11 protein-coding genes are annotated in these 14,456 nt (G+C 60.5%); 6 read left to right on the top strand and 5 right to left on the bottom strand.

Annotated features, from left to right (window positions below; translation table 11 throughout):
• Positions 1–3: 3 nt before the first annotated feature.
• Positions 4–498, bottom strand: coding sequence for a nuclear transport factor 2 family protein (locus HDF14_RS10380; protein ID WP_183976175.1), 495 nt, complete (start codon positions 496–498; stop codon positions 4–6).
• A gap of 144 nt (positions 499–642) precedes the next feature.
• On the opposite strand from HDF14_RS10380, the gene HDF14_RS10375 reads away from it, so the two are divergent.
• From HDF14_RS10375 to HDF14_RS10350, 6 genes are all read left to right on the top strand, one after another.
• Positions 643–1,998 carry an MFS transporter gene (locus tag HDF14_RS10375; RefSeq protein WP_183976173.1) on the top strand — a complete coding sequence of 452 codons (1,356 nt, stop codon included), beginning with the start codon at positions 643–645 and terminating at the stop codon, positions 1,996–1,998.
• A gap of 29 nt (positions 1,999–2,027) precedes the next feature.
• A complete protein-coding gene (locus tag HDF14_RS10370) occupies positions 2,028–3,482 on the top strand; it encodes a cation diffusion facilitator family transporter (protein WP_183976171.1) in 1,455 nt (484 codons plus the stop codon).
• 791 nt (positions 3,483–4,273) lie between these two features.
• The gene (locus HDF14_RS10365; RefSeq protein WP_183976169.1) at positions 4,274–5,887 is read left to right on the top strand and encodes a Na+/H+ antiporter; all 1,614 of its coding nucleotides are present in this window, start codon (positions 4,274–4,276) and stop codon (positions 5,885–5,887) included.
• Positions 5,888–5,949: 62 nt separating this feature from the next.
• The gene (locus HDF14_RS10360) at positions 5,950–6,330 is read left to right on the top strand and encodes a hypothetical protein (RefSeq protein ID WP_183976167.1); all 381 of its coding nucleotides are present in this window, start codon (positions 5,950–5,952) and stop codon (positions 6,328–6,330) included.
• Between the two features lie 108 nt (positions 6,331–6,438).
• Positions 6,439–8,760: a TonB-dependent receptor gene (locus tag HDF14_RS10355; RefSeq protein WP_183976165.1), complete on the top strand. Its 2,322-nt coding sequence runs from the start codon at positions 6,439–6,441 to the stop codon at positions 8,758–8,760.
• A gap of 199 nt (positions 8,761–8,959) precedes the next feature.
• Complete coding sequence (locus HDF14_RS10350) at positions 8,960–9,796, top strand: PASTA domain-containing protein (protein WP_183976163.1); 837 nt, start codon at positions 8,960–8,962, stop codon at positions 9,794–9,796.
• Positions 9,797–10,002: 206 nt separating this feature from the next.
• On the opposite strand, the gene HDF14_RS10345 is transcribed toward HDF14_RS10350, so the two are convergent.
• The 4 genes from HDF14_RS10345 to aroC form a co-directional block, all read right to left on the bottom strand.
• Positions 10,003–11,376 carry a transcription antitermination factor NusB gene (locus HDF14_RS10345; protein ID WP_183976162.1) on the bottom strand — a complete coding sequence of 458 codons (1,374 nt, stop codon included), beginning with the start codon at positions 11,374–11,376 and terminating at the stop codon, positions 10,003–10,005.
• The gene (gene fmt / locus HDF14_RS10340) at positions 11,373–12,305 is read right to left on the bottom strand and encodes a methionyl-tRNA formyltransferase (RefSeq protein WP_183976159.1); all 933 of its coding nucleotides are present in this window, start codon (positions 12,303–12,305) and stop codon (positions 11,373–11,375) included. The genes HDF14_RS10345 and fmt overlap by 4 nt, the downstream gene beginning before the upstream one ends.
• Before the next feature lie 296 nt (positions 12,306–12,601).
• A complete protein-coding gene (gene def, locus HDF14_RS10335) occupies positions 12,602–13,138 on the bottom strand; it encodes a peptide deformylase (protein WP_183976157.1) in 537 nt (178 codons plus the stop codon).
• A complete protein-coding gene (gene aroC, locus HDF14_RS10330; protein WP_183976155.1) occupies positions 13,139–14,314 on the bottom strand; it encodes a chorismate synthase in 1,176 nt (391 codons plus the stop codon).
• Between the last annotated feature and the right edge of the window lie 142 nt (positions 14,315–14,456).

Genomic DNA, 14,456 nt, shown 5'->3' with positions numbered 1-14,456 from the left:
GAACTATCGCATCGACACAGTCGAAGCCGGCGGAGCCGCAGGCACGCGGGTACTATGCATGAACACAATCTTCCAAACCCCGCCCCGCCTCTCAAGAAACGCCGACTCAAGCCACTCCTGCGGCACCGTCCCAGAAGCATCCGTAACGCCTCCTCTATTCACGTAAGCGATCCAAGCCGTGTCGCCAATAACGTGCACGTCGGGCTCCGTAACGTTCCACTCATACCGCCTCCCCTTCGCATGTTCTCCCTTGATCAACGTCATGATCGCGTCCCCATCGAATCGCGCCCCCGCATCGTAGAGGTAAAACCCAGGCGCAACCACCGCATGAAACTTCGCAAGATCATCCAAAGCAGCCGCTGCGAAGATAGCCTTCACCGTATCGACAACCTGCCCCTGATCAGCACTCAGCGCTCCCTGTTGACCGCTTGAGCTACCGACGGCTACGAAAAGCATCAGCGCCAGCACAATCGCAGCAAGAACACTTCGAGCTTTCATCACCATCGAAACCCTCCAGAACCTTTATCCAATCAGCCGACGATACAACAAGACCCGCACTCTCAAGCCACCTCCAGTGGTATATTCCCCTCAGTTCCCCAGCCCTGAACCGCACATACCACCACCCGATGAGATGGAAATCCAATGGCCTCTACTCCGCTCCCCATTCTTGACGGGCCTCCAGTCTCAGATGACGCAACCATCGGCGCATCCGCCATGCGCAAAGCGACCCGACGCCTGATCCCTCTCATCGCCCTCGGCTACGGCGCAGCCTACATCGACCGCGTCAACATCAGCTTCGCCTCACTCCAGATGAACCGCGACCTCCACTTCAGCGCCACCGTCTACGGATTCGGCGCAGGCCTCTTCTTCCTCAGCTACGCCGCCTGCGAAATCCCCTCAAACCTCCTGCTCTATCGCTTCGGAGCCCGCCGCTGGCTCTCCCGCATCATGGTCACCTGGGGAATCATCGCCATCGCCATGCTCTTCGTCCGCACCCCATGGCAGTTCTACACCGCGCGCTTCTTCCTCGGCGTCGCCGAAGCCGGATTCTTCCCCGGCGTCATCTTCTACCTCACGCAATGGTTCCCGCAGGAGCTCCGCGCCCGCGCCATCAGCCGCTTTTACATCTCGCTCCCGCTCAGCTCCGTCGTCACCGGCCTCATCGCAGGCCCACTCCTTAACCTCGATGGCCACCTCGGCCTTCGCGGCTGGCAATGGCTCTTCCTCGTCGAAGGTATCCCCGCGATTCTCCTCGGCATAGTCTTCCTGTTCCTCCTCCCCGACGGCCCCCAGCAAGCCACGTGGCTCACCGAAGACGAGCGCACCTGGATCACCCATCACGTCCGCAACGACCCATCACTCGTCGGCGAGAACAGCCACGCTCTCGGCGCCGCCCTTCTCGACCCGCGCGTCTGGCAGGTCGGCATCTTCATGTTGTTGATGCTCGGCTCCTCCTACGCCTACACCTACGTCGCTCCCGACATCATTCAGCGCGCTACGCACCTCAACACCTCAAAAGTCGGCTACATCATCGCCGCACTCAGTCTGCTCGGCGCAGCCGCCATGCTGCTCAACGCTATCTACTCCGACCGCGTCCAACGCCGCACCCCCGAGAGCAACTACCCGCGCTACATGCACGTCATCCCATGGGCGTTTCTCATCTCCGCCGGCTTCCTCGCCTGCAGTCTGTCGACAAACCCAATCAGCGTCGTAGCCTCCATTGGCACGATCATCATCGCCTACAACGCCATGCAAGGACCCCTCTGGTCCCTCCCCGGAAGCTTCTTTCAAGGGCGATCAGCCGCCGCAGGCATCGCAACGATGAACATGATCGGCATGATCGGAGGCTTCCTCGGACCCTACTTCGTCGGCTTCGCAAAAGACCTCACCGGCGACTATCAGCGCGGCCTCCTCTTCATGAGCCTCCCCATGCTCCTCGGCGCCGCCATCATGTTCTATCTACGCGCCGAAACACGTCGCCGCCAGCACAAAACCTGACCCCTTCAAAACCCTGTACCATCTTCCTGATGAGTACAACGGCCCAGCCCGAACAAGCCGCAACCCCTCACAGCGAGAAACGCTCCGCCGCGCTCTTCTCCGTCATCGCCGCCTTCGCCGTAACTCTCTTCAAACTTCTCACTGGCATCCTCACCGGCTCCCTCGGCATGCTCTCCGAAGCCGCCCACTCCGGCATCGATCTCATCGCCGCCGGCATCACCCTCTTCTCCGTCCAGGTCTCCGACCGCCCCGCAGACGCCGACCACACCTACGGTCACGGCAAGATCGAAAGCCTCTCTGCCGCAATCGAATCCGTTCTCATGCTCGGCTCCTGTGTCTGGATCCTCACCGAAGCCATTCGCCGCATCGCCCATCGCGAACATCTCGCACTCAAATTCTCCATCTGGCCCTTCCTCGTCCTGCTCCTCTCCATCACCGTCGACTACACGCGATCCCGCAAGCTCCACCGCATCGCCACCGAAACCAGAAGCGAAGCCCTCGAAGCCGACGCCATCCACTTCCGCACCGACATCTGGTCCTCCATGGCCGTCCTCGTGGGCCTCGCCGCCAGTTTCATCGGCGAGCGTTATCAGATCTCTCAACTCGAACTAGCCGACCCCATCGCCGCTATCATCGTCGCCGGCATCATCCTCCACGTCACCTGGAACCTAGCCCGCCGCACCATCGACGCCCTCACCGACGCCACCCCCATCGAAGCCCGCGCCCAGACCGACGACATGATGCGCGACGTAGCCGCCATCGACGGTGTCCTCTCCGTCGACCGCATCCGCACCCGCCGCTCAGGCCCCAACTACTTCGCCGATCTAACCCTCGGCCTGCCCCGCAATCTCACCTTCCAACGCTCCGAGCAGATCACCATGGCCGCCACTGCCGCCGTCCGCCGTCATCTTCCCGGTGCCGACGTCGTCGTCCACTCCATCCCCACCGCCGACACCGCCGAAAGCCTCCACGATCGCATTCGCGCCGTCGCCTCCCGCTCCAACCTCGCCATCCACGACGTCAGCGTCCAGGAGTACAACCACACCCTTCACGTCGAGCAGCACCTCGAAGTCGACGAGAAGATGTCCCTCAGCGCTGCCCACGCACTCGTCACGCAACTCGAATCCGACATCCGCCGCGAAGTACCCGAGATCTCCACCATCCTCACCCACATCGAAAGCGAGCCCGCCACCATCGAGCGCCCCGCCTCAGCCGAACGCGACCGCCAACTCGAAGTCCGTCTCCGCCGCTGCGCCCAGGCCTTCCCCGAGATCCTCGACATTCACGAAGTCTTCGTCACCCGCGCCCACAACAACGGAGCCGACCGCATCCAGGTCAACTGCCACTGCACCCTCCCCGACGATCTCCCCATGTCACGCGTCCACGAGATCATCACCGCCCTCGAAAACGCCTTCAAAATCGACTGCCCCGAAGTCTCCCGCCTCCTCATCCACCCCGAGCCCGCCACCGACAATCGCCGCTAAATCAGAACCCTGCAAGGTCTTAAGACACTCTGAGCAAATAATCTCCTGTGCTACGCTCTCTTCCCATGTAGTATCTGAAACCTGCGTTGATAGCTCAATTGATCCTGGCATTTTATTTTCAGCTCATCCTCTGGTTCCCCCTGGGTGCATGGAACGATCAGCCGGGGAACCGGCTGATCACCGTCGTCAAATCAGGAGAAGCACCCCTCGCTGCGATCACCTTCGCATCTCTGATGCTTCTGCCCGGCCTGCTCTTTGCACTCGCTTATTGGAGACGTTGGCTGTGGCTCATTTGGTTATGTCTGTGTGGCAAGATCGTGTGGTTAGCAATGCAAGTTCAAAGCTGGTGGATCCGATACATCTTCGGAGCGAACGCGAGGGCAATCCAAAACCAGAGATTCCTTTCGCGGACCTACAAGATCCTCCCATCGTCTCCGAACCACCCCGCACCCGATGCGATGCACATGGTTTTGGACATCTTGTTATCGCTCGTCGTAGCGCGCACTCTCATAGGCCTTCTCAAAGCGAGACGCCAAACTATACTGCATCAATCTGCAGCTTCTTTTGTTCAATCCGCAGACTGATGCAGTCGATATGTCGATGATCTCGTAGCCACCCCGAGCCCGCCACCGACAACCGCCGCTAGTCTCTTTCCCTCGCTGCCAATCAAAACCCTCATCATCGACTTATTCATCACCAGCAGAGTTCGCGCGAGATAATACGTCCATGCCCTCCGCCCCTCTCAGCGCGCGTACCCCGCAACACAACCGTCCGATCAGAGGTTGCGCTCTATGACGGGTGCCGGAGTACAGGCCGAAGAGGGTGTTTTCCTCCTGCTCCTAGTCTTCGTGGTGGTGTTCGCTGGCCTCGCCCGACAGCTCAAAGTGCCATATCCAATCCTGCTCGTCGTCGCTGGACTCATCTTGAGCTTCATACCCGGCATGCCGCGCATCGGCCTGGATCCAAACCTGGTCTTTCTCGTCTTCCTTCCTCCACTGCTTTACTCGGCCGCATGGACTCTCTCCTGGCGAGAGTTCCAACGCAACTTCGTCAGCATTGCCATGCTCGCCGTCGGCCTTGTTCTCTTCACTATCTTCGGGCTCGCGTGGGCCGCAGGTTCTCTTCTCCCCGGATTCGATTGGAAATCAGGTGTCCTCCTCGGCGCCGTGGTTGCCGCTACAGACGCTATCGCAGCAACCTCCATCGCGCGAAGAGTCGGACTCCCTCAGCGTATCGTCGATATCCTCGAAGCCGAGAGTCTCGTCAACGACGGCACCGGCCTTCTCGCTCTGCAATTCGGTCTGACTATCCTGCTCAATGGACGAACGCCCTCCTTCATTGAAGGAATCGGCCAGTTGGTGTTTCTTACTTGCGGCGGCGTAGCCGTCGGTTTGGCCATCGGAGCCGTCATCGCTTGGTTCGAAAGGTGGGTTGATGACGGTCCCATTGAGATCGTCATCAGCATCCTCGCCTCCTACGGCGCCTATCTCCTTGGAACCCGTCTCCACGTCTCCGGAGTGATGGCCGTCATCGCATGCAGCATGTACATGAGCCGCAAAAGCCCGGAGTACATGTCCTCTCAGGTACGCCTGCAAGCCACCGCAGTCTGGGACGCACTCACCTTCATCCTCAACGGCATCGTCTTCGTTCTCATCGGACTCCAACTCCCTTACGTCGTCGGACAAATCGTCGGCATCAGCCATACCGTGTTGCTCGAGTACGGCATCGGATTCTCCGCAGCCATCATCGCACTCCGCATGACCTGGGTCTTCGGCGAAACCTATCTCGCCTACGCCGTAAAGCGCTGGGTTCAAAACCTTCAACCAGACAAACCGCAACCACGACGCGTCTTCATCATCGGATGGGGAGGCATGCGTGGCGTACTCTCTCTCGCCGCCGCGGTGTCTCTTCCTTACATGCTCCCCGGAGGCAGGACTTTCCCTCAAAGGAGCATGATCATCTATCTTGCGTTCTGCCTCATCGTCGCGACTCTGATCATCCAGGGACTTACGCTCCCTTGGCTGATTCGGATCATGGGCCTCTCCGACTCTTCGCACTCAACTCGGGAAGAGCAGGAAGCTCGACGTGTCCTGGCCACCGAGGCAATCATCCATCTGCATCGCGCACGGTCTAAGAATCGCGACACCTCCCCCATCTTTCGGGAGTTGATCGATCAATATCAACACCGTCTGGATACCATTCCTCTGGAGCAGGAACATACCGCGACAGGGAGGAACCTCGCTCAGCGAAACGAAGCCGTTCTCGCTGCACTGCAAGCAGAGCGTGATGCGCTCATCCGGCTGCGCAATGAAGACCAGATTGACGACGAAGTCCTGCGCACCCTGCAACGAGAGCTCGACCTGGCGGAGAGCCGGATGCATACCGGATCGATGACCTTTCATTGATCAGTATCCCGACCAAAGCGCACCGTGACACTTCCGTGACACTCCTCCGCTACAATGAAACCGTGCGACGCCTAATCGGTATCACGCTACTTCTCCTCTTCAGCGCACCGCTGATCTCGCCGCTGTTGGCTCTCACAGCCAGCACCGCAGCGAATCTACCGGCCTGTTGCAGACGGAACGGCGCACATCACTGCATGATGAACATGGACCAGACAGAGTCCTCCAGCTCGAGTCACAACGTCTCGACGATCCCGCAAAAGTGCCCTTCATACCCAGCGGCCGTCACCCAGATTCAGCACGGAGATCTCTCGTCCCACACTGCCTCCCTCATCTTTGCAGAGATCGTCAGCCACCCCTCCGTCACAACCCAGACCGAAGCCCGCGCCCGCGTAGCTTTCGATCGCTCCCGCCAAAAACGCGGCCCTCCCTCCTTCTCCCTCTAAGCGACCCGACCAGCAGCCGACACACCTCCCGCCATTCGCGAGAGCACGTCGCATTGCCGTCCCGTTCCGCAGTCTCAGCTCCGTCAGCCCGCTGACGAGGAAAATTCCATGCGCAAGCTTGCTATACTCTGTCTCCTGTCATCTCTCGCCGTAGTCACGGCTCGAGCCACCATCTTCAGCCAACTCCACGGCGTCGTCCACGACCCCCAGCACCGCCCCATCGCCAACGCACACATCGAACTCCGCGCAACCAACTCCGCCTTCACCAAATCCACCACCACCGCACAGGACGGCTCCTTCACCATCCCATCCCTCCCCCTCGGCGACTACACCATCACTATCTCTGAACTCGGCTTCGACACAGCAAAACAATCCCTTACACTAGCCTCCGACACCGCACCAATCCTCCACATCGAACTCCAGCTCGGCACCATCGAACAAACCACTAACGTCACTACCGACGCGAACACCGCCAACATCAACACCGTCACCCCCACCACCCTCATCAGCCGCGACGACATCACCCAAACCCCCGGCGCCGACCGCACCAACTCCCTCGCCATGATCACCGACTACGTCCCCGGCGCCTACATCACCCACGACATGCTCCACATGCGCGGAGGCCACCAGGTGTCCTGGCTCCTCGACGGAGTCCAGATTCCCAACACCAACATCGGTAGCAACCTCGGCGCCCAGATCGACCCCAAGGACATCGACTACATCGAGATCCAACGCGGCAGCTACACCTCCGACGTAGGCGACCGCACCTACGGCGTCTTCAACGTAGTCCCCCGCACTGGCTTCGAACGCAACCGTCAGGCCGAGCTCGTCCTCAGCGCAGGCAGCTTCCTCCAAACCAACGATCAACTCAACTTCGGCGACCACACTGAAAAGTTCGCCTACTACGCCAGCCTCAACGGCAACCGCAGCGACTACGGCCTCTCCCCACCCACAGGAGTCGTAATCCACGACGCCACCAACGGCTACGGCGGCTTCGCCTCTCTCCTCTACAACCGCACCCCGAAAGACCAGTTCCGCCTCATCACCCAGCTCCGCGCCGACTACTTCCAGATCCCCTACGACCCCGACCCCGACAGCCCCGGCAACCAGCAATTCCAGTCCAGCGGCCTTCGCGACGGCCAGCATGAAGCCGACGCCCTCGCCGCCTTCTCCTGGCTTCACACCTTCAACCCCGCCACCGTCCTCCAGGTCTCACCCTTCTTCCACTACAACCGAGCCGACTACGAATCCAACCCCAACGACATCCCCGTAGCCACCACCTCCGACCGCAGCTCCACCTACGCCGGAGCACAAGCCAGCATCACCACCGAGATCGCCCGCAACACAGTCCAGGCCGGCTTCTACTCCTTCGGCCAGCACGACAACTACCTCTTCGGCGCGATCTTCAACGACGGCAGCGGCACAGCACCCTTCCTCACGCCCGACTCAGCCTCCGGCGGCGTCATCGAGGAGTTCATCTCCGACAACTACAAACCCACCAACTGGCTCACCCTCATCGCCGGCCTGCGCCAAACCCACTTTCAAGGTGAGTTCACCGAAAACGAAACTGACCCACGCTTCGGCGTAGCTCTCCGCATCCCCAAACTCAACTGGGTCTTCCGCGGCTTCTACGGTCGCTTCTACCAGCCTCCGCCGCTCCTAACCTTCGGCTGCACCGCCGCCTCCATCGCCGACGAAACCTGCAGCCTCCAGAACCTCGCCCTCAGCACAGGCGCAAGCTTCGCCCCGCTCCACGGCGAACGCGACGAAGAGCATCAGTTCGGCGTCCAGATCCCCTACCGCGGCTGGCTCCTCGACGCCGACACCTTCAAAACCCGCATCAACAACTTCCTCGACCACTCCAACATCGGCGACTCCAGCATCTACTTCCCCGTCACCATCGACGGCGCCCTCATCCGCGCCTGGGAGCTGACCCTCCGCAGCCCACGTCTCTGGAACCTCGGCCAATTCCACCTCGCCTACTCCAACCAGATCGCCGAGCAGCGCGGAGCCATCACGGGCGGCCTCATCTGCTCGCCTCCCACCTCAGCCGAGTGCGACGTCGACCCCGGCTACACCCCCGTCGATCACGACCAGCGCAACACCCTCAACGTAGGCTTCAACGCTACGCTCCCCTGGCGCACCACCGCCTCCACCAACGTCTACTACGGCTCCGGCTTCACCAATGGCGGCTTCGACCCCGACGGCCCTCCAGCCGACCCACGCTACCCCAACCCCTACCTGCCTCAGCACACCACCTTCGATCTCTCCATCGGTAAAACCTTCACCGAAAAACTAACCGCCTCCATCACCGCCACCAACGTAGCCAACCGCCGAGTTCTCCTCGACAACAGCCTCACCTTCGGCGGCTTCCACTTCAACGACCCAAGAGAAATCTTCGGCGAACTCCGTTACCGCTTCAAATATTGACGCCGACCAACGGGAGGACCAAAACGCCGGCTCTCGCAAAGAAAGGTATACAAGTCACGAAGTGACCGCCGAATCGGGGTCCCCACAAATAGGTCTTCATTTGTGGGGTGACTGAGCGCAGGAGGCCCGTCCAGCAGGACAGGCCTCCTGCAGAGAAGGCAACCTCGCACCCGCCCCTCCGCTATACTCAGAAAAACACATGAGGCCCATACTCCCCAGAAAAGTCACCCGAAGCATCAATCGCTTCTTCAACATCGTTCTGGGCGCACTCGCGATGCTCACCGTAGCTCTCGTCTCCGCCTTTATCACCATGCGTCTCGCCATCCACGGCCACGAGGTCAAAGTCCCCGATCTCACCAACCTCACCATCTCCGAAGCCAGCAAAAAAACCAGCGCCCTTGGCCTCGTCCTCTCCCTCGAAAACCGCTTTTACTCTCCCAACACCCCACCCGGCCGTATCCTAGCCCAATCCCCCGGCCCTGGCCTCACCGTCCGCCGCGACTGGCCCGTCCGCATCACCGAAAGCCTCGGCGCCCAACAAGTCGCCATCCCCGACCTCATCGGCCAGTCCGAGCGCACCGCCACCATCAACATCCGCCGCTTAGGCCTCGAACTCGGCACCGTCTCTCACATCGCCGCCCCCGGCGAACCCGGCGTCGTCATCGCCCAAACTCCCGCTCCCAACGCCGTTGGAGTCGACCGCCCCCGCGTCAGCCTGCTCCTCAGCGACCCCGAACAAACCAGCTCCCCTCAGGCCTTCGTCATGCCCTCCCTCGCCGGCCTCACCCTCGCCGGAGCCGCTGCCCGTGCCTCATCCTCCGGTCTCCACATCGCCAGCGCCGAAGACCTCAACCTCAGCTCAACCCCACCCGCCGCTCCCCTCTCCGCGCAATCCCCATCCAGCGCCACCACACCATCCTTCACCGAACCCATCGCCCACCCCATCTCCTCCATCGGCACAGTCATCGCCCAAACTCCACCCGCAGGCCATCGCGTCGTCAAAGGCGACCCCGTCCACATCACCCTCACTGACTAAACCCCAACACACTCTCTACAAGAGCGAATACTTTAATCGGCGGATGTTCCTGTTGTACTTGCTCTTGCTGTTGCCTTTGCAGTTCTGGTTGTCATCCCCGAAGGGGATCTGCTGTTGCAGTTGCCTCTGCCTGCCCTCTCGTCTTTATTCCGAAGCAAAGCTGAGCAACCTGCCGCTAGCCCTTCACTCATCTCTCTACCGATCAGTCACACCCGTTCCAAAATCACCGCATAAAAACCGTCTCCCCCATGCACCCCAGGCAGGGTCCTAAGCGCCCCATCCCTCACCGCCGACCCCATCTCCCCACTCAGCACCCCATTCTCCGCAAGCTGCGCAATCACCCCATCCACCGGCACTCGCACCACCCCGCCCGCACCAACAACCGCATCGACCACGCCCTCACATTCCTCTGCCTCCAGCGAGCAAGTCGAATAAACCAACCGCCCCCCCGGCGCCAACCTCTTCAGCGCACCCGTCAAGATCGCCCGCTGCCTCTCTGCCTGCCGAGCAAACTCCTCCACCTTCAATCGATGCCGAATCTCCGGATTCCCCGCCATCGTCCCGGTCCCTGAGCAAGGCACATCGCAAAGAATCAAATCAAACTCCCCAGCAACACCTTTAGCCTGCGCCGCATCCGCCACCGCAAACTCAACCCTCTCCGCATACGCATACCGCCGCAGCCTCGCCTCAGTCTGCGCCAGCCGCTTCGCGCTCACATCACTCGCGACAACCTCTGCGCCACCCAGCCGCTTCGCCAAAACCAGCGTCTTTCCACCCGGAGCAGCGCAGCAATCCCAAACCCGCTTCGCCCCCGGCATCGCCGCCGCAGCAATCTCCCCCACCAGCCGCGACCCATCATCCATCACCGGCCAATCCCCGCCCCGCTCGGCGAACATCGTCCCTTCCACTGGCTCCTGCTGATCCGCCTCGCAGATCTTCAACGCCACATCACGTCCATAAGCCGCCACCCACCTCTCCACAATCCATCGCGGATGCCCCAGCCTCTCCGCAAACGCTGCCACCGACTCATGGATCCTCACTCCCGGCTTCTGCGCCGCCGCTAACTTCCGCAGCACCGCATTCACCATCCCCGTCGCATGTGGCTCCCCCGCCGCGCGACACAGCTCCACACTCTCACTCAACGCCGCATGCGCCGGAATCCTCTCCAGGTGCAGCAATTGAAACGCCCCCATCCGCAACGCAATCGAAACCGGCTCCGCCAGCCTCTGCTCCGGCCTCTGCAGCAACCCACGCACCCGCGCATCCAGAGCAATCTGCCAACGCAGCACCCCCATCACCAGCGCCGTCGTCAGGTGCCGGTCCTCCGGAGACAGCCCATCCACCCGCGCCGAGTGCAACAACTCATCGCTATGACCCTTGTTCTCCCCAACCAACTTCAAGATCTCAAAAGCAGCCAGCCGTGCAGGCGTGATCTTCGCCACTGCCGCCTCCACCGAAGCCGTAGGCCCCGCAGACGCAGGCCTCTTACGAACCGCACCAGCCTTACCCGCAACTACCTTCGCACCACCAGGCTTCAAATGCTTCGGCTTTCCCACTCCCACCTTCGAATCGTCCTTCATAGTCCCAACCGTTCCCCACTCTTCACCTGATACCCACGCAAAAACTCCGCCGCACTCATCCGCTTCTTCCCTTCCATCTGCACCTCAAGCAACTCCGCCACCGTCCCGCCCCCGCACCCAACAAGCATCAGCTCACCATCCACCAACAACTCCCCTTGAGCAACCGAGCGCCCACTGCAAACTCTCATCTTCGCCACAATCAGCTTCTTCCCACGCAACGTCGTATGCGCCCCCGGCCAGGGCTGAAACCCACGCCATCGGTCGTAAATCTGCTGAGCCGTCCGCGAAAAATCAATCAACCCATCCTCCCGCTTCAAGATCGGAGCCAATGTAGCCAGCGAATGATCCTGCACTTCTGGACAGATCGTTCCAGCCTCCAGCCTCTTCAACGTCTCCACCATCAACTCCGCACCCAACGGAGCCAGACACCCATACACATCCACGGCCGTCTCCTCCTGCCCTACCGGACACACTGCCGCCAGCAACATATCTCCCGTGTCGAGCCCCGCATCCAACCGCATCGTCGTCACACCCGTCACCACTTCGCCGCAAGCCACCGCCCACTGAATCGGTGCAGCCCCACGATACTTTGGCAACAGCGACCCATGCAGATTGATATTTCCAAACCGCGGCAACTCCAGCATCCATTGCGGAATAATCCGCCCATACGCCACCACAAGAATCGCATCCGGCGCGATACCCTCCAGCTGCGCACGCAACTCCGCGTTGTTCTTAACCTTCTCCGGTTGCATCACCCGCAATCCATGCTTCAGCGCTGCCTCTTTCACCGGAGGTACATTCACCTCCAGCCCGCGCCCCGCCGCACGATCCGGTTGAGTCACGACAAGTGCAACCTCGTGCCCCGCCGCAATCACCGCCTCGAGCGTAGGTACTGCGAACTCCGGCGTCCCACAAAAAGCTAATTTCATTCTTTCCTCCAGATTCGCCGACTTATTCCGGCAATCAAAAGACCGGCCGACGAGTAAATAAGGAAATTTCCACCTAATTCGATCGCCCCAATAACGATCCCCAAGGGCGAGAACGTTGGCCCGTTGAAACCAAACCCAAATATGGATGTCGGCCACAATGCGAGAAGCACATTTGTCGAGATTTGAGGATTGGAGGCCATTATGCCTACGGGTACCGCTACACCGCCCAGGCCGCAAAGAAGCGCGAACTTCACAGTTCCACTCATTCGAGCAATGCTACGTCATGGAGCAGTGCTTCACCACTCACCATTCTTAATCAATTTCTTGATCTTCCGAATCACCAAATCCCGCTTCAACCGACTCAGCCGATCGATAAACAGCACCCCATCCAGATGATCGATCTCATGCTGCATCGCCCTCGCCAGCAACTCCGTCCCTTCTATCTCGAACCACTCCCCCGTCACATCCTGCGCCTTCACCTTCACCCACTCCGCGCGCGAAACCTTCTCCCGAATCTCCGGCAGACTCAGGCACCCCTCTTCCTCCACCTGCTTGCCTTCACGCTCAACAATCTCCGGATTGATCAGCACAATCTTCTCCTCCGGATTCTTCTTGAAGCTCACGTCAATCACCGTGATCCGCTGCGAGATCGCAATCTGCGGCGCCGCCAGCCCAATCCCCTGCGCCGCATACATCGACTCGAACATCTCGTCGGTCAGCTTCTTCAGCTTCGCGTCAAACACCGTCACCGTCTCCCCGCGCTTCGCCAGCACCGGATCCGGCCACTTCACCACCTCATGAATCTTGCCCTTCGCACTCGCCTTAGTCGTCACTCAATACGCTCGAATCTGCTCACAATAGCCATTGAAATTTCGCTGCATCTCACGCAGCGAGTCACCACCAAACTTCTCCACCACCAGCCGCGCCACTGTCAGCGCAACCATCGCCTCCGCCGCAACACCTGCCGCCGGAACCACACAAACATCGCTCCGCTCATACGCTGCCTTCACCGGCTCACGCGTCTCAAAACTCACCGACCCCAGCGGCCGCCTCAGCGTAGAAATCGGCTTCAAATACCCACGCACCACAACATCTTCGCCATTCGAGATCCCACCCTCAACTCCACCGGCATTATTCTGCTCCCGCGAAAACTTAGTAAACGCCTTGTCAGAACCCTGATACCCAATCGCATCATGCACCGCCGACCCCACCGACTCCGCCGCCGTCACCCCACGGCCCAGTTCCACCGCCTTCACCGCCTGCAGACTCATCACCGCCTGCGCCAGCAGCCCATCCATCCGCTCATCCCAATTCGCATGCGTCCCCACACCCGGAGGCAGACCATGCACCACCACCTCAAACACTCCACCCACCGTATCGCCAGTCCGCAACACCGCATCCACCTCAGCCTTCATCGCAGCCTCGGCCTCCGCATCCACGCAGTTCAACAAAACCTCATCCTTCAACTGCAGCGCCGCAATCTCCTCCCATATCGCCGCCCGCCCAAGCTCTGCTTTCCCCACGCGAATCACATGACTCGCAACCTCGACACCCAAGGCACGCAACAGCATCTTCGCCACCGCACCCGCAGCCACCCGCGCAGCACTCTCACGAGCACTCGCCCGCTCCAGCACATACCGCGCATCCGGAAAGTCATACTTCAAACTCCCCGCCAAATCCGCATGCCCCGGCCGTGGCGAAGCGACAGCCTTATGTTTCGTCGCATCCCCCGCCTCCACCGGCAGAATGTCCGTCCAGTTCTTCCAATCGTTATTCGCAATCACCATCGCAATCGGCGACCCGATCGTCTTTCCATGCCTCACGCCGCTCAAAATATGCGCCGAGTCGCGCTCGATCCGCATCCGTCCACCGCGGCCATATCCCTTCTGCCGCCGCCACATCTCCCGATCGATAAACTCCTGCTCCACGACCACACCCGCGGGCATCCCACTCACCATCGCCACCAGGCTCTCCCCGTGGCTCTCTCCCGCTGTCGAAAATCGCAACATCCCGTATCAATCCCTTCACATACCGCGCGGCAAACTTAAATTGTAACAACCATCCGCTCTGCCCTGCGATTCCACTCAACGGCCCTCGCGAATCTCCAAACCTGCTTTTTACAACTCCATAAAATTCCCCCGCCATAATGAG

Source organism: Tunturiibacter gelidiferens (genome assembly GCF_014201335.1).
In the GTDB taxonomy this organism is placed as follows: domain Bacteria; phylum Acidobacteriota; class Terriglobia; order Terriglobales; family Acidobacteriaceae; genus Edaphobacter; species Edaphobacter lichenicola_E.
Note: the sequence above shows the minus strand (reverse complement) of the source record. Positions and strands in the feature narration are given on the sequence as shown.